This window comes from Mannheimia haemolytica (genome assembly GCF_004342115.1).
In the GTDB taxonomy this organism is placed as follows: Bacteria; Pseudomonadota; Gammaproteobacteria; order Enterobacterales; family Pasteurellaceae; genus Mannheimia; species Mannheimia haemolytica.
In genome coordinates, this window is record NZ_SMAC01000002.1 from 53,081 (window position 1) to 73,150 (window position 20,070).

General features: G+C 44.9%; 18 protein-coding genes. 5 read left to right on the plus strand and 13 right to left on the minus strand.

The window, feature by feature from the left end:
- The first annotated feature begins 351 nt into the window (after positions 1 to 351).
- The 4 genes from ttrB to EDC41_RS01005 all read left to right on the plus strand — a co-directional run bounded on the left by ttrB (position 352) and on the right by EDC41_RS01005 (position 6,184).
- Positions 352 to 1,080, plus strand: coding sequence for a tetrathionate reductase subunit TtrB (gene ttrB / locus EDC41_RS00990; protein WP_006249109.1), 729 nt, complete (start codon positions 352 to 354; stop codon positions 1,078 to 1,080).
- A 1-nt stretch (position 1,081) separates the two neighbouring features.
- Entirely contained in the window at positions 1,082 to 2,113 is a 1,032-nt protein-coding gene (nrfD, locus tag EDC41_RS00995) for an NrfD/PsrC family molybdoenzyme membrane anchor subunit (protein WP_006251008.1), read from the plus strand.
- Positions 2,103 to 5,198: a tetrathionate reductase subunit A gene (locus tag EDC41_RS01000; RefSeq protein ID WP_040080653.1), complete on the plus strand. Its 3,096-nt coding sequence runs from the start codon at positions 2,103 to 2,105 to the stop codon at positions 5,196 to 5,198. Before nrfD ends, EDC41_RS01000 begins: the two co-directional genes overlap by 11 nt.
- A gap of 140 nt (positions 5,199 to 5,338) precedes the next feature.
- Positions 5,339 to 6,184: an MBL fold metallo-hydrolase gene (locus EDC41_RS01005; RefSeq protein WP_006249106.1), complete on the plus strand. Its 846-nt coding sequence runs from the start codon at positions 5,339 to 5,341 to the stop codon at positions 6,182 to 6,184.
- A gap of 112 nt (positions 6,185 to 6,296) precedes the next feature.
- On the opposite strand, the gene tdeA is transcribed toward EDC41_RS01005, so the two are convergent.
- The 5 genes from tdeA to EDC41_RS01030 form a co-directional block, all read right to left on the minus strand.
- Positions 6,297 to 7,694, minus strand: a complete 1,398-nt coding sequence (gene tdeA / locus EDC41_RS01010; RefSeq protein WP_006251006.1) for a toxin/drug exporter TdeA — start codon at positions 7,692 to 7,694, stop codon at positions 6,297 to 6,299.
- 89 nt (positions 7,695 to 7,783) lie between these two features.
- On the minus strand, positions 7,784 to 8,407 hold the full coding sequence (gene gmk, locus EDC41_RS01015) for a guanylate kinase (RefSeq protein WP_006251005.1): 624 nt from the start codon (positions 8,405 to 8,407) through the stop codon (positions 7,784 to 7,786).
- Between the two features lie 112 nt (positions 8,408 to 8,519).
- Entirely contained in the window at positions 8,520 to 8,993 is a 474-nt protein-coding gene (gene gpt / locus EDC41_RS01020) for a xanthine phosphoribosyltransferase (RefSeq protein WP_006251004.1), read from the minus strand.
- Positions 8,994 to 9,137: 144 nt separating this feature from the next.
- Positions 9,138 to 10,547, minus strand: coding sequence for a surface lipoprotein assembly modifier (locus EDC41_RS01025; RefSeq protein WP_115262447.1), 1,410 nt, complete (start codon positions 10,545 to 10,547; stop codon positions 9,138 to 9,140).
- A 195-nt stretch (positions 10,548 to 10,742) separates the two neighbouring features.
- Positions 10,743 to 11,603: a factor H binding protein domain-containing protein gene (locus EDC41_RS01030; RefSeq protein WP_020831150.1), complete on the minus strand. Its 861-nt coding sequence runs from the start codon at positions 11,601 to 11,603 to the stop codon at positions 10,743 to 10,745.
- 202 nt (positions 11,604 to 11,805) lie between these two features.
- Between EDC41_RS01030 and EDC41_RS01035 the strand changes: the two genes are divergently transcribed.
- Complete coding sequence (locus EDC41_RS01035) at positions 11,806 to 13,260, plus strand: aminoacyl-histidine dipeptidase (protein ID WP_006249099.1); 1,455 nt, start codon at positions 11,806 to 11,808, stop codon at positions 13,258 to 13,260.
- A gap of 74 nt (positions 13,261 to 13,334) precedes the next feature.
- Here EDC41_RS01035 and EDC41_RS01040 read toward each other — a convergent pair whose 3' ends face one another.
- The 8 genes from EDC41_RS01040 to EDC41_RS01080 all read right to left on the minus strand — a co-directional run bounded on the left by EDC41_RS01040 (position 13,335) and on the right by EDC41_RS01080 (position 20,069).
- Positions 13,335 to 14,624: an MFS transporter gene (locus EDC41_RS01040; RefSeq protein WP_020831149.1), complete on the minus strand. Its 1,290-nt coding sequence runs from the start codon at positions 14,622 to 14,624 to the stop codon at positions 13,335 to 13,337.
- A 203-nt stretch (positions 14,625 to 14,827) separates the two neighbouring features.
- Positions 14,828 to 15,163: an RnfH family protein gene (locus tag EDC41_RS01045; RefSeq protein ID WP_006249096.1), complete on the minus strand. Its 336-nt coding sequence runs from the start codon at positions 15,161 to 15,163 to the stop codon at positions 14,828 to 14,830.
- Positions 15,153 to 15,587 (minus strand): type II toxin-antitoxin system RatA family toxin, encoded by a 435-nt coding sequence (locus EDC41_RS01050; RefSeq protein ID WP_006249095.1) that lies wholly within the window; start codon positions 15,585 to 15,587, stop codon positions 15,153 to 15,155. The genes EDC41_RS01045 and EDC41_RS01050 overlap by 11 nt, the downstream gene beginning before the upstream one ends.
- A 54-nt stretch (positions 15,588 to 15,641) precedes the next feature.
- On the minus strand, positions 15,642 to 16,697 hold the full coding sequence (gene modC, locus EDC41_RS01055; protein ID WP_006250998.1) for a molybdenum ABC transporter ATP-binding protein ModC: 1,056 nt from the start codon (positions 16,695 to 16,697) through the stop codon (positions 15,642 to 15,644).
- Positions 16,684 to 17,376 carry a molybdate ABC transporter permease subunit gene (modB, locus tag EDC41_RS01060; protein WP_006250997.1) on the minus strand — a complete coding sequence of 231 codons (693 nt, stop codon included), beginning with the start codon at positions 17,374 to 17,376 and terminating at the stop codon, positions 16,684 to 16,686. The genes modC and modB overlap by 14 nt, the downstream gene beginning before the upstream one ends.
- Positions 17,377 to 17,621: 245 nt before the next feature.
- Entirely contained in the window at positions 17,622 to 18,377 is a 756-nt protein-coding gene (gene modA, locus EDC41_RS01070) for a molybdate ABC transporter substrate-binding protein (protein WP_020831148.1), read from the minus strand.
- A 20-nt stretch (positions 18,378 to 18,397) separates the two neighbouring features.
- Positions 18,398 to 19,159: an ABC transporter permease gene (locus tag EDC41_RS01075; RefSeq protein WP_006249091.1), complete on the minus strand. Its 762-nt coding sequence runs from the start codon at positions 19,157 to 19,159 to the stop codon at positions 18,398 to 18,400.
- 1 nt (position 19,160) lies between these two features.
- Positions 19,161 to 20,069, minus strand: a complete 909-nt coding sequence (locus EDC41_RS01080; RefSeq protein ID WP_006249090.1) for an ABC transporter ATP-binding protein — start codon at positions 20,067 to 20,069, stop codon at positions 19,161 to 19,163.
- Position 20,070: the final 1 nt, after the last annotated feature.

Consider the following 20,070-nt stretch of genomic DNA (forward strand, 5'->3'; position numbering starts at 1 on the left):
GAAATACAGTAATGATTCTCTTATAAATAGTATTGTTATATCTAAATTAAAAGCAGGATGGAAAATTAGAAAAGGAAAGAAACATAATATATTAATTGCCCCAAATTCTAGGAGATTAGCGATACCTAGTACCCCGAGTGATATTAATGCGTATAAAAACTTTAGATCTAAACTAAACCATCTTATTGCTTTTTAATTAGTATCAATGCCCTATTATCTACTTGTATAGGGCATTTCCCTTCATCCTTGACCCAAATCAACTTTCCCCTTGATATGTGGAAAACCACAATACCTTGCCGTTCCCTCTCCGCCTTAGAATACCTTTGTTATTTTTAAATTTGTGGGGAAAATATGGATTTAAGCAAACGTTCCTTTTTGAAAGAGCTTTCCGCCTTGACGGTGGGGGCGAGTTTTGTGCCGTTGCAATCGGCCCAGGCGTTTATGCCGGCTTGGCGTGAGGGCGATGAGAACAAACGCTATGCGATGCTGATTGATTTGCGTAAATGTATCGGCTGTCAAGCGTGTACCGTGAGCTGTTCGGTGGAGAACGCCACGCCGTTGCACAGTTTCCGCACCACGGTGCGTCAATATGAAATCACCAACGGCACGCAGGTGGTGAACAATGTGGTGTTGCCTCGTTTGTGTAACCATTGCGATCAACCGCCGTGTGTGCCGGTCTGCCCGGTGCAGGCAACCTTTCAACGTAAAGACGGTGTGGTGGTGATTAACAATGAGCAGTGCATCGGCTGTGGTTACTGCGTGCAAGCCTGCCCGTATGATGCCCGTTTTATCAATGAAGAGACCAAAACCGCCGATAAATGCACCTTCTGCACTCACCGTTTGGAGGTAGGTCTGCTGCCGGCGTGCGTGGAAAGTTGCGTGGGCGGGGCAAGGGTGATTGGCGATTTGAACGACCCGAAAAGTCAAATTTCCCAACTTTATCAAGCCCACAAAGATGATTTGAAAGTCCTGAAACCGGAGGCCGGCACCGTGCCACACGTTTTCTATGTGGGGCTAGACGATGATGCCTTTGTGAGCAAAATTGACGGGCAACCAATGCTCTGGACGGGGGAGGCGTAAAATGATTCGTGAAGTATTAGTGGAACCGCAACATATCGTCTGGTTGCCGTGGATTGTGCATTATTTCTTCTTCGTAGGCGTGGCGGCAACGGCAGTGTTTACCGCCGTGCTGTTTGCAAAAAAATCACTGAAACCGACCGCTTGCGAGCTGGCGGCGGTGACGGTAGCCTTGATTGGCTCGATTGTCGCCCCTGTGGCATTGACTGCCGACCTGCACCAACCGAGCCGTATTCTGCATTTCTACACCGATTTTGCGTGGTGGTCTCCAATGGCGTGGGGAGCGATTATCCTGCCCCTGTTCAGCGTGGCGGTAGCAGGTTATTTTGTGCTGGCATTGGCTCATCATACCCGGCCGAACCTGCCGAAATGGTTAGCGTGGCTACAGTTGCCGATACTGCAAAATCAAGGCTTGCTTTGGGCATTCCGCCTGTTTGCCACACTCACCGCTATCGGCATTATCGGCTACACCGTGCTTGAAACCTACCAAACCGGCACAAGAACCTTATGGCATAGTGCGTGGCTGCTGCCGATTATGCTCTTTTCTGCGTGGGCGGTGGCATTGGGGCTTACCCAAGCGGTCTGCAAAATGCTGTTCCACACCCAAACCAACACGGGGCTATGGACAAAACTCTGCCTGATTTTAACCGCACTTTCGCTTGTCGGACTAGCATTCAGTAGTCCACAAGCCACACAAGATTTTGCCCAGCTCTTCAATGGCTCAATCACCGCTTACCTTGTCGGCATTTTCTGGCTAATTGCCCTCATTTGCAATTTTTCTGCCAAAAACCACCGCTTGCAATGGCTCGGCGTGCTTGCCCTCATCGCTTTCGGCTGGCTACTCCGCTGGGTACTGGTGATCCAAGTCCAAACCATTGCCAAAACCAATGCCTTGCAAAATCCATATCATTTCGATTGGACAGCCGTTGATGGTGGTTTGGGGATTGTCTCGATTTTTGGGCTAACGGTGCTAGTAAGTATCGTGGTATGGCAACTGATTTTAATAATTTGTGGGGGAAGAAAAGGTGAACAATAAACGCAGAAATCTGTTGAAAGGCGGGCTGGCACTTGGTGGGGCGGCGGCGTTTGGGGCCGGGTATTCGCCGAAGGTGTCGGAGATTGCCAAAGGGGTGATGCACGGCACATCGGGCGAGAAAACCCGTGATGCAATTCACGGTAATTCGCTCACGCCGGAGTATCAGGTAAAAGACGGCAAACTGCTCAGCAATCCTGAGCAAATTGTGTGCAATACACAGTGTATGGGCTGTTGGACGCAGTGTGGCATTCGGGCGAGGGTAGATTTGAACACCAACCAAGTGATTCGCATTTCGGGCAATCCGTATCACCCGCTTTCCTCCGACAAAACCCTGCCGTTCGGTATGCCGATTGCCAAGGCGGAACTGTTGCTGGCGGGCGAAAGTGGCATTGAAAATCGCTCCACCGCCTGTGCTAGAGGGGCGGCGTTCTTGGAGGGGGTGAACAGCCCGTATCGGATTACCCAACCGTTGAAACGGGTCGGAAAACGGGGCGAAGGCAAGTGGCAGACCATCAGCTTTGAGCAGTTGGTGGAGGAAATCGTCAATGGTGGCAACCTATTTGGTGAAGGCGAAGTGGAGGGCTTGAAGACGATCCGCAATCTGGTCGATCCGATTAACCCGAAACAGCCTGATTTGGGAATGAAAGCAAACCAGCTTTTAGTTACTTTTGCCGGCCCCGAAGGTCGTCAGCCGATTTTGCAACGCTTTGCCCAAAAGAGCTTCGGCACGATCAACTTTTCCAACCACGGGGCTTATTGTGGCGCTTCGTACCGTGCCGGTTCGGGTGCCTTTATGAAAGATTTTGACAACCAACAACACGCCAAGCCGGACTGGGATCACGCTGAATTTATTCTGTTTATCGGCACGTCTCCGGCACAGTCGGGCAATCCGTTTAAGCGTCAGGCTCGCCAGCTTGCCAAACGCCGCCCTGATGACAATTTCAGCTATGTGGTGGTTTCCCCTCGTTTGGAGATGACCTCCTCCCTCGCCACCCAAAACAACCATTGGGTGCCGATTAAGCCCGAGGGCGATTTGGCGTTGGTAATGGGAATGTTGCGTTGGATTATCGAAAACGAGCGTTTCAATGCTGACTACCTCTCCCGCCCAAGTCTGGCAGCGATGGAAAATGCCGGCCACGTCAGCTATGCCAATGCGTCACATCTGATTATTTGCGAACCGAACCACCCGAAATTCGGGCAGGCGTTGCGGATTAGCGATCTGCAAGATGTGCAACTCGACCCCGAAGAGAAAGTGGAAGAAAACCTGATTGTGGTAAAAGATCAGGCAAGCGGCGAACTCATTTCAGCAAAAGATTGCTTACAAGCGGTCATTTTTGTCGAACAAATTGCAAAACTGCTTGATGGCTCGGAAGTGTTGGTGAAATCCTCAATGCAGTTGCTGAAAGAGGCGACACAAGAGAAAACCCTTGCCGAATATAGCGACATTTGTGGCGTGCCGGTGCAAACCATTGAAAACTTAGCGAAAAAATTCACTTCGCACGGTCATAAAGCCAATGCCATCACTCACGGCGGCACGATGCACAGCACCGGTTTTTATACCAGTTGGGCGATTTTGTTGCTGAATGCAATGGTCGGTAACCTCAACAAAAAAGGCGGAATGGCAGTAGCCGCAGGCAAATTCAAAGATTTCGGGGACGGGCCTCGCTACAATTTAGCGAACTTCCCGAATGAAGTGAAGCCAAAAGGCACGAACCTTGCCCGCAGTAAAAAGGCGTACCAAAATTCAAGCGAATTTAAGCAGAAAGTGACGAAGGGCGAAAATCCGTATCCGGCACAAGGGGCGTGGTATCCGTTCACCGGCGGGCAAACTACCGAGATGTTTACCTCAATGGTGCAGGGCTATCCATACTTTGCGAAAGCGTGGATCAACCATATGGCGAACCCCGTTTACGGCTTAACCGCTATGAACCCGATTGCGTTGGAGAAATTAAAAGATCCGAAAATTCTACCGCTCTTTGTCTCTATTGATGCTTTTATGAACGAAACCACTGCACTGGCGGACTACATCGTGCCGGACACCCACAACTTTGAGAGCTGGGGCTTTTCAACGGCGTGGGGCGGTGTGCCTCAACGCACCAGCACCGCACGCCACCCGATTGTGCCGTCCAAAAACGCCAAAACTGCCGAAGGCGACACCATCTGTATGGAGAATTTCGTGATTGCGGTGGCGAAAAAAATGGGCTTGCCGGGCTTTGGCGAAAATGCGATTGCCGATTTAGAAGGCAACCGCTATCCGCTCCACCGTACCGAAGATTACTTCCTACGGGCGGCAGCGAACATTGCCTTTGCCGGTGAGAAACCTGCACCGGACGCCAGCGAGCAAGATCTGCTGCTCACCGGCGTGCAACGGATTATGCCGAAAATTGAACAAACGCTAAAAGCCGAAGAGCGATTAAAAGTGGCGAATGTGTATTGCAAAGGCGGACGTTTTGCCCCACACGAAAGTGCGTGGAAAGAGGAGAATATGGAGTTCCAGTGGAAAAACTGCCTGCAAATTTGGAACGAAAACGTGTATAAAGCCCAGCACCACAGCAACGGTGAACACTATTGGGGCTGCCCTCGTTATATGTCGCCACGTTTTGCGGACGGCTCCACGCTGGAGCAGCACTATCCGCAGTCGGAATGGGGCTTTAAACTGATTTCGTTTAAATCGAACATTATGAGCAGTATTACCGCCCCACTGTTGCGTCTGCTCTCGATCAAGCCTGAGGGCTTAGTGGCGATGAACCGTTTAGATGCGGAAGAAAAAGGCATTAAACACGGCGATGTGGTGAAACTCAGCACCCCAACCGCCGGCTTGACGGTGCAGATTGTGGTGTTGGACGGTATCGCCCGAGGCACAATCGGCATCGAACACGGCTACGGTCATAAACAGATTGGGGCAAGTTCCTACACCATTGACGGCGTGGAAATTCCAGCCAACCCGATGATCGCCAAAGGGATTAACCTCAACGACCTCGGCATTATCGACCACACCAAAGCGGTCAAATCCCCGTGGGTAGATTGGGTCTGTGGCTCAGCGGTGAGAAATGGCATTCCGGCGAAGGTAGAGAAATTAGCCTAGCCGAACAAGCGGTTGGTTTTGCAGAAAAATGTGCAAAATCGACCGCTTTTATTGATGTAAGGGACACTGTTCCTTATGCAAACCAGCATTGCAGAGCGTAAAAAATCATACTCTGCATTTTAATTTATTTTGGAGAACCTATGACTTTTGTCAAAAAAACAGCACTGAGCCTGATTGCAACGGCACTTTTCGCTACATCAAGTTTTGCCGCTGAGCAGAGCCAATACCAACATATTCGTAATGCAACGGCGAAAATTGAATATGCCGGCAAGACGTTTTTGGTTGATCCGTATTTAGCGGAGAAAGATCGCTACTTACCGCCGAATGCGAAAAAACGTAATCCGACCTTGGATATGACTGTGAGCATTGATGAAGTGTTAAATGGCGTGGATGCGGTGATCGTAACTCACACTCACCACGCTCACTGGGACGATGTAGCACAACAACGTGTGCCGAAAAATCTGCCGATTTTTGTGCAGAATGCCGGTGATGCCCGTTTAATCCGTTCACAAGGCTTTACCGATGTGCGTGTGGTCGGCAAAGATACCCCGTTTGAAGGCGTAACCTTAACCCGAACTCGTGGCCAGCACGGCACCGATGCGATGTATGCGAACCCGAAAATTGCCGAAATGGTCGGCGATGCGATGGACGTAGTGATGAAAGCGGAAGGCAAACCGACCGTCTATTTGGTGGGAGATACCATTTGGAACCACGAAATCGAACATTCGTTCAACACTTACAAACCAGACTTTGTGGTGCTGAATGCCGGCTGTGCCAAACTACCAAACTTTGAAGGCAGCCCGATTATGTGTACCGAAGATGTTTCCAAAGCACACAAAATCGCTCCACAAGCGAAAATCTTAACTGTGCATATGGACGCCCTGCCACAAACCTCAATCAGCAGTGATCAGATGCGTGATTATGTACAAAAAGAGGGATTAAATCGTGTAACTGTGCCGAAAAACGGTGATGTGATTAAGTTCTAGTAGCTAAACTAACATTACCAAAATGGTTTAAGTAGCAATAAATAGCGAAGCGGGTTAAGCCATCAAGCCTTAACCCACTTTTACCAACCATAGTATATAGTTTTAGATATAATTATCTTCTGTATTTACCTGCCATTGCTTGGTAAACCGCATTCTCGTTGGTCAAAATCGCATATTTTGCATTTAAAATCGCCAACTGAGAATTAAGCTCGGTATTCAGTGCGGTAATCCACTCACGGAACTCCGACACCCCTTGTTCATAACGGTTTTTATAGTATGAACTGATACGTTTATTTTTCGCATTGGTATCTTGAAGGATTTTTAACGAGCTTCTCGACTGCGTATAACTGTAATAATAACGGTCAATTTCATTTAAGGCTGAGGTAATTTTTTGCTCATAGTTTAAACGGGCAGTCACATAATCCGTTTCAGAAATTTTTACGTTATTTTTAACCCGATTCCAATCTAAGAACGGTAAATCCAATTTAATTAAGCCGTTACCCACAGGGTTATCTGCCACATTGCCGATATTGGTTGCACTACCGGTAATAGAACCACCGATGGTTAAGGTTGGGAACCAGCTTTTCTCGGTTGCGGTTAAGGTTTTAAATGCACTTTGTAAGCGTTGTAACGAGCCTACTACATCAGGGCGATTAGCAATGGCTGACACTGGCACATTTAAATCTACCCCTTGCAATTTCACGCTCATAATATTCGGGTAACGAATGTTAAGCGGAGTATTTGGCTGAACATTTAACAAATTGCGTAATGTTTGCTCGGCAATTTTTTGGTTGGTTTTCAGATCAATTACACTATTTCTGGCGTTTAAGACCGCTTGTTGAGCCTGATCAACCGCTAAACTATCAATCGCACCGGCATTCATTTTGTTAGTTAAAATACGGCTGATTTGCTCATAATGGCGAATGCTCTCTTCGGTAATACGAATCGCATCACGATAGTAAGCTAACTGGTAGTAAGTAGTCACAACCGCATTAATAATAGATAAACGGGTAGCTTTTAAGTCTTCAATGGTGGCTTTATGCGTCCATTCTGCCGCACTGGCGGTATCGGCTAAACGTCGCCATAAATCCACAGTATAACTTAAATTAAATGCAGCTTGAGCTGCGGTTGTTGAAACACCGGTCGAAACATTATTTGAAGAAGCCGAACCTAAACCTTTAGCCGCAGAAACAGAACCTGAACCACTAAAGGTTGGCACTAAATTTGCCCCTACTAAATTAGCGTTATACAAGGCTTTATTGACTGCAATTCCGCTTTTGGCTAAATCAAGGTTATTTTTGATGGCTAAATCAACCACACGGTTTAATTCCGCATCCGTATAGCCTTGCCACCATTGCTCGTTAATTTGATATTGTTTGGTAATTTCATCATAGCTTTGATAGGTTTGCTGTGCTTGTTGCAAAGTCCCGTCATTGCTCATATTCCCTGTGGTACAAGCCGTTACGGTTAGAGCCAACGCCACATAAAATGCTAATTTTGAAAGTTTCATTACATTTCCTTTTGAAAATAAAGAGGGGAAAATGGGCGTATTCTACCCAAAAACAGATTGCCTTTCCAGTTAAATGAACAACTGTTCATTTAATTATTTAACAAATCAGTAATCAAATGCTGATGACGAATTTGTTGCGAACCTAAGCTCAAACGCTCGGCAATTAAAATCGCTTTTAGCTCTGCCAATGCCTGTTGGAAATCATCATTAATAATCACATAATCGAACTCATTGTAATGGTTCATTTCCGACACCGCCTCTGCCATACGTTTGGCAATGGTTTCAGCGGAATCTTGCCCACGCCCGATTAAACGTTTTTCCAATTCTGTTTTTGACGGTGGCAAAATAAAAACGGTTTTCACATTCGGCACTTTTTCCCGAATTTGTCTAGCCCCTTGCCAGTCAATATCCAAAAAGACATCAATGCCCTGCTCTAGGCTACGTTCAATCATCGGCAATGATGTGCCGTAATAATTGCCAAACACCTCCGCCCATTCTAAAAAATGCCCTTGCTCAATCAGCTGCTTAAACTCATCGTGCGAAGTGAAATAATAATGCACGCCGTCCTGTTCTGCCGGACGAGGCTGACGGGTAGTGTGTGAAATCGAAAGCTGTACTTCCGAACGGGGTAAATCCGCCAACAAGGCGTTAATTAAGGAAGATTTTCCTGCTCCACTTGGGGCAGAAATAATATAAAGATTGCCTAAACTCATTATTTGTATATACCTATTTGATTTTGGGAATAGGGCGAATGATGATTCGCCCCTACATTTCATAGGAATAAATAAAAAATAATGGACAACTTTCATTGTCCATTACACAAAATTATCTACGTGCCAAAGGCTGAACGAAGGTAATGCCTAAATCCCAAGGCTGCTCAATCCACGTTTCTTGTGGAATATCAATCACATAATCATCAACCAACGGTGCACCGTGCGGTTTCGCAAACACGGTTACAAAACGAGCTTTCGGGTACATTCTGCGAATTTCTTTTGCCGTGTTGCCAGTATCCACTAAATCATCTACCACAATAAAGCCTTCGCCATCGGTATCGGCTGCGTGTAACACATTTAACTCACCTTGGCTATCGTGATCGTAGCTGGCAATGCACACTGTTTCTACGTGGCGAATACCCAACTCACGTGCTAAAACGGCTGCCGGAAACAAGCCGCCACGGCTCACCGCAATAATCCCTTTCCACTGTGTGGCAGGTAATAAATTTTCTGCCAACTTGCGAGCGTGCATATGGAACATATCCCACGTCACGACATATTTTTCATTTGTGTATTTTTCACTCATAGAAACAACCTAATATAAAATTGGGGGCTACCCCGATATAAAAAATCGCACTAGGATAACCCGAAAATGCTTTTTTCGCCATCATTTCATTTATTTTTTGTGCCGGCAGCTACGCAATCGTATGCTTAGCACAAAAAACCAACACTAAAATAGCTTTTCTAAAGTGAAAAAGACTTCCTTGTTTTGGCGAGGGTAAAAATCAGCAATATTGCTGTCAATTTTTTGATAACGGAAATTCAGCTTCGGCACAATGCCCTGCCAATGCCAAGTGCGGTTCCAAACCGCTAAATTGGCTTGATATTCCGTGTCTAACCGCTTATAGCCAAACAAATAGTGCTTGTCGGCAAAATATCGCTTGCCAAAGCCGATACTTGCCTGCGTTGCCCAGCGTTCGCCTTGAAAAACCGCCCCCACTCGAGCCAGCCACTTATTCGAGCTTTGTGCTTTTTCCCGTGCAATTTCACGCACGCCGTCTAAATTTGCAAAAAACCGCCCATTTTTGACCGCTTGCCACTGCACACCGCCACTGAGTTGGTGCTGATAGCTGTTATAACGGCTTGCGGTTAGCTCCTCAAAATACCGTTTTTGCAAATGGGTAAAACTCCCCGACACCAACCATTGCGAATTAAGGTAACGCAAACCGTTGAGTGTTGCCCCAAATTGAACATTATAACGGCTACTCCCCAGCCAATTTTGCTCAATAAAAGGCGAAAAAGTCAGCCGATAAGCGACGGTGCGGTAGCTATAATTCGGCGAAACGGATATGGATTGCTCACGGTAATCTCGGTTATCCCAATAGTAAATCCCGCTATAATTGAGCGTTAAACCGACAAAATGATTGCCTTTCACGTTGTGCAATTTACTCAACCCTAAGCCATAACGCACGCCTTTTGCTGATTGTGGCAAACTGTCTGCATTTTTGCGGAAAATCCGCCCATTTACATTCACAATCGGCGAAGATGAGGCATTATTCACGTTATCTGTTTGGGTATATTGCAGATAAAAATCGGGCTGCCACGCCTCATTTTCAGCAATTTGGACTTGAGTATTGCGGGCAATTTTAGCAAGTTCCGGCGGTAAATGGGCTTGAATAGCCTTAAATTCCTGCTCTGCCGCACGAAATTGCTGATCTTCTGCCAAAATCAACGCCAAATCAAAACGAGGGTAAACCAAACTCGGGGGCTTAGCTAACAGTTGGCGATAGTGAAAAACTGCGGTTTGATGATCTTTTTTCGCATAGGCAAGTGCGGCTTGCGCATAGTGCCACAACAACGGGTCAAAATTTTCAGTTTGCGGATAACGGCTTAAAAGCGGTTCAAGCGTTGCCCAATCTTGGCTGAGAATCGCTTGGTTAATTTGCTGTTCAACATTCTGATTGACTGAATACGCAGGCTGATAAGCGGTCGGTTTTTGTAAATTTTTTACAACATTTTGCTCAAATTTAACCGCTTGCGGCTGACGCTCAAAGGAAATCGGGTCAGTGTTGTGTTCAATCACCTTTTCTGCCCATACAACGGGGCTGAACAGCGAAAATAAAAGGGGATATTTTTTCATAAAGACAAAGAAAATTGGTAGGGGCGGACCTATATGTTCGCCTCTACGGGATTTATCACTCTCTCCCCTTGTGGGAGAGGGTTATTAGAAGCTGTAAATTGAAATCTAAACTATTGTGTCTTATGGTATCTACAAGCAATATCAAGACAAATGCCGTTTAATTTTTCGTTAAACGGCATTGAACGTTAGAAAAGGTTATTTTTGGATATCGCCACGAGTGCCGGCAAGTCCAAAATTACTCACTTCCCCAGTAAGATTTGCTTTTGTCTGAATTTCACCGGCAATTTCCTCTGCATTTTTACCGAAAAATTCGACTGTATATTTTCCAGAAAGGTTTAAAGGATTATTGCCATGTACTGTTGAAGAAATCTGAGTATTATTAATCGTCCCCTCTTCTAATACGATTAAGTTTCCAAATTCTCCCTCAACTCTACCTGAACCGGTACGCTTAGAGAAATTAACATTATAGGTTAGATCACCACCATTAAAACCTTTAGCTCCATCGTGGTTAAATGCTTTTCCTGAATATGTTGCAGTACCCTCTGTTGGTAATTTCTCTGTTTTCAATCCTTTAACTGTAACTGTTCCATCAACTTTATCAATATAATTACCGTTTTCCCAGCCATTTCTTTGAACTGCTTGTGCTGTTACTACAGAATATGGCTGATTATATAAATAACTCTGTGTTCTGACTGTGACTTTACCCTCAATAGTTTCTTTACTATTACCAAGTTTTAAGCCGTAATTTGTATCATCAATACCTTTTGCTTTAATAATAGCTATAGGATCTACTTCTTTTTCTGCTGCTAAACGCTCCGCTTCCGCTTTCTCTTTCGCCGCTTTTTCCGCCGCTAAACGTTCTGCTTCTGCTTTCTCTTTCGCTGCCTTGTCTTTTGCTGCTTTTTCTGCTGCCGCTTTATCGGTTTGTTGCTGAGTAGTTTGCGGTTTAGTATTCGGTTTTGCCACATTGTTTGAGCTACTGCCCGAACCACCACTACTACACGCCGTTAAACCCAATAAAATCAAACTGGCTAAAGTTACTTTTTTGATAGACATAAAATGTTCCTTTTGTAAGATAAACAAAAATAGATGTGTATAAAACACACGCATATTGTACAAAAAAAAAACAACTCGTCATCAAGTACTTTTTAAGATTTTTTTGTTAAATTTCTCCTAAATATTCTACAATGTCAGAGGTCTATATCAGCTTGAATACAAGCGGTTATTTTTTCTTAAAATTTTACAAAAGGGGCTTATTATGTCTGAAATCTCAACGCTCGCACCGCAGCTACTTTGGCAGTGGTTTGATAAAGCCTGTGCTATTCCGCACCCGTCTTACCACGAAAATGAACTGGCTGAATTTATTGTGAATTGGGCAAAATCGAAAAATTTCTTTGTTGAACGTGATGAAGTGGGTAATGTGTTAATCCGTAAACCGGCAACTAAAGGTATGGAAAACCGCCAAACTGTCGCTCTGCAAGCCCATCTTGATATGGTGCCACAAGCCAATACCGGCACGGTTCACGATTTCACTAAAGATCCGATTCAGCCTTATATTGACGGCGAATGGGTAAAAGCCAAAGGCACAACATTGGGGGCAGATAACGGCATTGGATTGGCTTCGTGCTTGGCGGTGTTGGATAGCGATGATTTAGCCCACCCAACCATTGAAGTGTTGCTCACAATGACCGAAGAAGCCGGTATGGAAGGGGCGATTGGTTTACGCCCGAACTGGCTAACCGCCGATATTATGATTAACACCGACACCGAAGAAAACGGGGAAATTTACATCGGCTGTGCAGGTGGGGAAAATGTGAATGTGACACTGCCAATTTTCTTGGTGCCTCATCAGCAAGATAGTGCAGTAACCGTTACGCTTAAAGGCCTAAACGGCGGGCATTCGGGCTGTGATATTCACACCACCCGAGCGAATGCGATTAAAGTGTTCGCCCGCATTTTGGAACAAGCCCACAACGAAGTGGAATTCCAAATTGCAGAAATTCAAGGCGGTTCGGTGCGGAATGCCATTCCACGAGAAGCCCACGCAACCTTGGTTTTCTCTGCAAAAAATCAGCAAAAATTAACCGCTTGTTTAAGCCAAACCGCCGAACAAGTAAAAGCAGAACTCAAAATTGCCGAGCCAAACTTCCAATTTTTAATTGAAGAAGCTCAACTGCCTGAGCAAGCCTTTGACCTTGCCAGCACTGCTCGAGTAATCCATTTCTTAAATGTGATGCCAAATGGTGTGGTGCGTAATAGCGATGTGGTGGAAAATGTGGTGGAAACCTCACTCAGTATTGGTGTGCTTAACACCGAAGCGAGTGAGGTGAAAGCGACCATTCTTGCCCGCTCATTAATTGAGGGCGGAAAAGAGGAAATTCGCAGTAAAATCCGCTCATTAACCGCATTAGTGGGAGCAGAAGTGGAATTTTCGGGCAACTACCCGGGCTGGGAGCCAAACCCAAATTCCAAAATCACGCCATTAACCAAAGCGATTTATGATGAAATTTTAGGTTATGAATCTCAAATTAAAGTGATTCACGCAGGGCTAGAATGTGGCTTAATCAACAAAATCTACCCGAATATGGATTTTGTCTCGATTGGACCAACTATTCTCAACGCCCATTCTCCGGACGAAAAAGTGCATATTCCGGCAGTGGAGATTTATTGGAAACTCCTAACCAAACTACTTGAACAAGCACCTGAGAAATAAATTTAATCAAAAAAATTATATAATCTTGCCCCGTAATTAATTGAATAAAACCTTAATTAATTACGGGGTAGCTCTTATTTTCTCTGTTTTAAAAAATGTACCGTGAAAGCAGCAATTAATAAGACAACTGCTGCACCTAAATAAAGCTCGTTCTTTTTCCAGCCGGCGTCTAATAAAATACCTGCAAGAGTTGGGGAAACAATTGAGACTAAACGCCCTACACCGATGGCGGTGCCTACGCCCGTGCTGCGGAAATCCGGTGCGTATAGGGTTGGGTTAATGGTATAAAGCCCGGTAATGCAGCCGTTAATTAATCCGCCAACCAAAATGGCTAGTGTTATCGCAAGCCCTAAATTGCCGGCAAACACAAAGGCAACCACAGCAGATGCAGCCAGAATACTGAATGCCTGCAAAATATGTTTTGCCGCCCAGCGACTGACTAAAAAGCCGAAAATTAACGAGCCGATTGTACCACCAACTGAAATTGCCATTCCCACAGTTTGGCTTTGGGTTTTAGGCATTCCGGCTTCTTCTAATAGTGCCGGAGTCCAAGAGCTGATAAAGTAAAATGAGGCTGAAATTGCAATAAAGGCAAGCCAAATTAGCAACGTATTGCGGCGATATTCAGGCTCGAATAAACGGGTAATTGCCACTTTGCTTTTACTTTTTGCCTCAATTTCAGGAAGTTCCCAGCCGTTTCCTAAGCCTAATTTAACGGCAATTTGATTTAAACGAGCTTTAGCATTCACCGGGTGTTTTGAAATTAAAAATTCCACCGATTCGGGCAATACAAAGAATAATAAAACGAATACCGCACCGGTTAAAATCGACCCAACGAGGAAAACCGCACGCCAGCCATATTCTCCTTGCAATAACACCGCAGACATTCCGCCCAGCATTGCACCAATCCCAAAGCCTGAGGCATAAATTGCAATCGCTAAGCCACGCCATTTTTGGCTGGAGTATTCACTCACTAGCACATTAGTGCCGGTTAAAATGGCGGCTACGCCTAAACCGGTTAAAACACGCCATACACCAATTTCAAACGCAGAAGTAGCGAAATAAGTTAGGAGCATTCCTAACGTGGCTAAGCCTGTGCCGATTAAAAGCAACGGGCGGCGACCAAATTTATCAGCAAGTGGTGAAAGAAAGAGTGAGCCTATCGCCATACCGAATAAACCGGCACTCATTAAGCTGCCGATGGCTGCACCGTCTAACTGCAATTCTTCTCGGATGCTTTTGGCGGTAAAGGCGAGTGCCATTAAATCAAAGCCGTCCAGCATATTAAGTAACACCGTAAGCCCAACCACTAACCATTGGAATGAAGTCATTTTGTTATGAGCAATTTTTTGACGAATATCCATAAGCTCCCTCTGCATCAAAATTGATAAAATTTTATTTAGAGTGAACTATAGAAAGTTGATTAAATATAATCAAACTCAAAATTTACATAAAATTTATGAAAGATTTTCATATTTAATCAAAGGAGGGAATTTATAGCAGGAATGGCGAGGGAGAAAATAGATAGGGCGAATAATTATTCACCCCTAGATTGAATAGGAGAAAGCTATTTCTTCTCCGCTTGCTCAGCCGCTCTTTTGCGTCTGATTTCTTTCGGATCAGCAATTAACGGGCGATAGATCTCAATTCTGTCGCCTTCTTCCACCGTTTCATTCAGTTTTGCCGGGCGGCTAAAAATACCGACTTTGTTTTCACGCAAGTCAATTTCGGTATATTTTTCCAACACGCCGGAGAGCAAAATAATAGTTTGAATGGTCGCGTTTTGCGGTACTTGCAGTTTTTTCAGAAAATATTTATCAGGGTAAGCATAAAGCACCTCAACATTAATTTTCTGTTCTTCACTTTTTTGTTCTTCTGGATTTTGACGTTGTTCAGACACCATACACCTCTTTTGCACGTTGTTTGAAAGCATTTACCATTTTTAAAGTTAATTCGTTGAACACCTTGCCGAACACCATTGCTACAATTGGGCTGGAAAATTCAAAATTTAATTGCAGGGCAATTTTGCAACTTTGCTCATCAAAGGGGGTGAATGTCCAAGCTCCGTGTAAATGGCGGAAAGGCCCTTCAATTAATGCCATCTCGATTTTATAGGGCGGCGTCATTTTATTGTGGGTACTGAAGGTTTGGCTAATGCCTAATTTCTGAATATGTAACTCTGCCTTTAATTCATTTTCGCCGGTGCTAAGGGTTTTGGTACTCACGCAGCCGGATAAAAATTCGGGGTATTTTTCATACTGATTAACAAGTTGATACATTTGCTCGGCACTATAAGGCACGAGGGCAGATTGATTAACGATTGGCATAATGTCTCTTTTGGAAATTAACAAGCGGTCATATTTTAGCGTAAATTTGCAAGCCTATAAAGAAACACTTTTGATTTGAAGATAGACCTCTTGCCCCGGTTGGATTGCTAATTCATTAAAAGACCAAAGGCTGATCGTACTCCAAATTTGCTGATTTTCGACTTGAATTGCTAAATCAACCCGCTCCAAATGCGTTTCAATTTTCCAAACATTGCCTTTTAACACATTACGAATTGAGCTTTGAGTCGGTTTTTGTAAGCTGATCGAAACCTCTTTGCTGGCAATAGTCACCCTTAGCTTCTCGCCTATTTGATGGCGAGGGAATTGCTTCACCCATAATCGCTGTGCGTTCAAGCTCAAGCCAAGCATATTATAGTGGGGAAGTGTTTCTTCCACCGGTAATTCAAGCAGGCTAATTCGCTGATGATTTGGCTGCCAAGCGGAAAATGCCGAGCTGTGCCAAACCGCTGAAAGGGTATCAAATGCGGTTACTTTGCCGTTTTCCAACAGCACAAGATGATCTGCCAATCGAACTACTTCCTCTAAACTGTGGCTGACATACAGAATCGGTATTTCAAGCCGAGCGGATAATTTATCTAAATAGTCCAGTAGCTCTTGCTTACGAGGGAGATCGAGGGCAGATAATGGTTCGTCCATCAGCAAAATATTCGGTGAGCTTAATAACGCCCGCCCAATCGCCACACGTTGTTTTTCGCCACCGGAAAGGCTTGCCGGATAGCGATTAAGCAAAGGGGCAATGCCTAACAGTTCCACAATTTGCAAAAAATCCGCAGAATCCGACCGCTTGTAGCCATATTTTAAGTTTTTTTCCACCGAATAATGAGGGAAAAGGCGATGCTCTTGAAACACATAGCCAATGTTGCGTTTTTCAGGTGGTAAATTGATGCCGTTTTGGCTGTCAAACAGCACCTGACCGTTTAATTCGATAAAGCCGGCTTGAGCGGTTGAAAGCCCCGCAATTAAATTAATCAGGCTGGATTTACCGGCACCGGAACGCCCGAAAATAGCGGTGATTCCTTTATTCGGCAAATCGAGATTGACATTGAGCGTCAGATTGCCGAGTTGCTGAAGAAGTTTAAGTTTGAGCATAGCGTTTTTGCCTTTCTGCCAGCCATTCCGAACAGAATAGGGCAATGAGTGAAATCAGAATCGCCACCAAGCACAAACGGGCGGCAGCCATTTCGCCATCGGGGGTTTCAATAAAGGTGAAAAGGGCGGCAGGAATGGTTTGGGTTTGGTTGGGAATGTTGGAGACAAAGGTGATGGTTGCCCCAAACTCCCCCAAAGAGCGGGCAAAACCCAGCACGCCACCGGCAATAATGCCTGAAAAAGAGAGCGGTAAGGTGAGCGTGAAAAATACTTTTAACGGTGTCGCCCCAAGCGTTCTGGCGGCTTGCTCCAATTTAGGATCGACGGCTTCAAAAGCTAAACGGATAGAACGCACCATCAGCGGAAACGCCATCACCATTGAGGCAAGCACAGCCCCTTTCCACGAAAAACTCAAGCTGAAATGAAACCATTCCCACAAATATTGCCCGATTACCCCTCGTTTTGCCATCGAGATCAGTAACAAATAGCCAATGACAACCGGCGGTAAAACCAGAGGGAGATGCACAATACCATTGAGTAGATTTTTGCCCCAAAACTGTTTGCGGGCAAGCAGCCACGCCACCCACACCGCAAGCGGTAATGCAAGCACTACGGCAATGGAGGCAACTTTTAGGCTTAAAACAATCGCATTGAGTTCTTGTGGGGTGAAATTAAGCATAATCTAAAACTATTCGGTTATAAGCTTACCCTCGCCCCTTGTGGGAGAGGGATAGATTTTTCTTCGTTCAGAAGAAAAATCAGGGAGAGGGGGAATATCTTAAACGCTATTTGCCCTCTCTCTGAAAAATATGTCTGAACGACATATTTTTCTGTCTCGATACTCGCTTCGCTCGCTCCTACAGAGCCGTTGGAAAAGCCAACGTTCAAACGCAAGCGTTTGTCCCACAAGGGGAGAGAGTAAATTTAATTTACAGGATAAAACCCTGCTGCTTCAAATTTCGCTTTTGCTTTCGGAGTTTTGAGGAAATCTAAAAATGTGGCGGCAGAGGCTTTTTCACTTACTGCCGCAGCAGGGTAAACAATTTCGCCGTAGCTTTCCGGTGGGAAAACGGAAACCACTTTGACTTTATTCGACACTTTGGCGTCGGTGGAATAGACAATCCCAAGCGGGGATTCGCCTCGCTCGACAAAAGAAAGGGCATCTCGTACATTTTTTGCCCTCGCTAAACGAGGTTCAACACTTCCCCATAATTGGTAATGGCTAAGAGCTTTTTTGGCATATTTGCCGGCAGGAACGTGGTTTGGGTCTCCCACCGATAAATAGCTGTTTGCTAATTCTTTGGCAAAATCGACCGCTTGTATCGCTTTTGGCTCGATGTTGCTCTCGGTTGGTGCAATTAATACTAACTCGTTTCTGACTAAATTGCGGCGATATTTAACCTTCTCAGGTTGTTTTTCGGCAACATAATCCATCCACTTTTGGTCGGCGGAAATAAAAATATCTGCCGGTGCATCTTGCTCAATCTGCTTTGCTAATACCGATGATGAAGCGAAGGAGAACGTGATTTTATCCTGTGGATAGGCTTTTTCAAAATCCTGCTGAATATCTTGTAACACATTTGTCATTGAAGCGGCAGCAAACACGGTAATCTCTTGTGAAAAGGCTGTGCCTGATAACGTTAATGCCATTGTAATTGCTAGTTTTTTTAATGCTTTCATTTTCATAACCTCACAATTAGTTAAGAACGCAGCCCAACCCCTCGTTGAATTAAGGAATAGGCAATAATATACAAGCCGATGCAAAGTGAAGTAAGCACTGCAAAAGTATAACCTAACGGCACATCGCTGATACCGAGAAAGCCATATCTTAAGCCGTTAATCATATAAACGATCGGGTTGAATTTAGACACCGTTTGCCAAAATTCAGGCAGTAATGAAATAGAGTAAAATACGCCGCCTAAGTAAGTTAAGGGAGTAAGCACAAAGGTTGGAATCAGCCCCACATCATCAAAGGAGCGGGCGAACACCGCATTAATTACGCCACCTAACGCAAAGGCAATGATTGTCAGCAACAGGGTTAAGACGATAATCGCAACCGAGTAGATTTCAAACGAGACAAACACCATTGCCACGCACATTACTAAGGTTGCGGCTAAACCTGCACGCAAAATACTGCCGGTGACATAACCCCAAATAATATTATGGGTAGAGAGTGGCGAAATCAGCATCTCTTCAAAATCTCGGGTAAATTTACTCAAGAAAAATGAAGAGGCGGTATTCACATAAGAGGCGGTGATGGCGGTCATCATAATTAAGCCGGGTGCAATAAATTGGGTGTAACCCACGCCATTCATTTCCCCGATTCGCCCACCAATCAGCGTGCCGAAGATTAAAAAATAGAGCGTGGTAGTAATCACCGGTGGCACTAAAGTTTGTCGCCAAATCCGCAAAATGCGGCGGCACTCTTTGTAAGCTAAGGTATAAAATCCGATTAAATTCATTTTACTGAGCCATATTGATAAATAGTTCTTCCAAGCGGTTTGATTTGTTTCGCATACTTAGCACCTCAGCCCCTTGGGCGGAAATTTGCGAAAACAGATTGGTTAGCCCTTGCTGGCGTTTTACATTCACTTCAAGGGTGTTTTCATCAAGCCATTTATGCGGGTAATTTTGAATCACAAGCGGTTGATTTTGCTCAGAATTTTGCAAATCTAACACAAATACCTCACTTTCCAATTTGGCAAGCAAGGCTTTCATTGAGGTGTTTTCAATTAATTCGCCGTGTTGAATAATGCCGATGTGACGGCATAGGGTTTCCGCCTCTTCTAAATAGTGGGTAGTGAGAATAATAGTTGTGCCTTGATTGTTTAGATCCCGCAAGAAATCCCACAATGAGCGGCGGAGTTCAATATCCACCCCTGCGGTAGGTTCATCTAAAATCAGTAGTTTTGGATTGTGCATTAAGGCTCGGGCAATCATCACCCGACGTTTCATTCCACCAGAAAGCTCACGGGTGAGGTGGGTGCGTTTTTCCCATAGGTCGAGCAATTTCAGCCACTTTTCGGCACGTACTAAGGCTTCACTGCGAGGAATGCCGTAAAACCCGGCTTGTTGCACTAGCACATCAATCACTTTTTCAAACTGATTGAAATTAAACTCTTGTGGCACTAAGCCGATTTGATGCTTTAATTCGACTTTTTGGGTGTCTAAATCATAGCCAAACACTTTCACGCTGCCGCTGGTTTTATTTACCAGTGAGCTGATAATGCCAATAGTAGTAGATTTACCTGCCCCGTTATGCCCAAGTAGGGCATAGAAATCACCTTGCTCGACCACAAGATTAATGCCTTTAACGGCTTTTACACCTGTTGGGTAGGTTTTTACCAAATCAATTAATTCTAATGCTTTCATT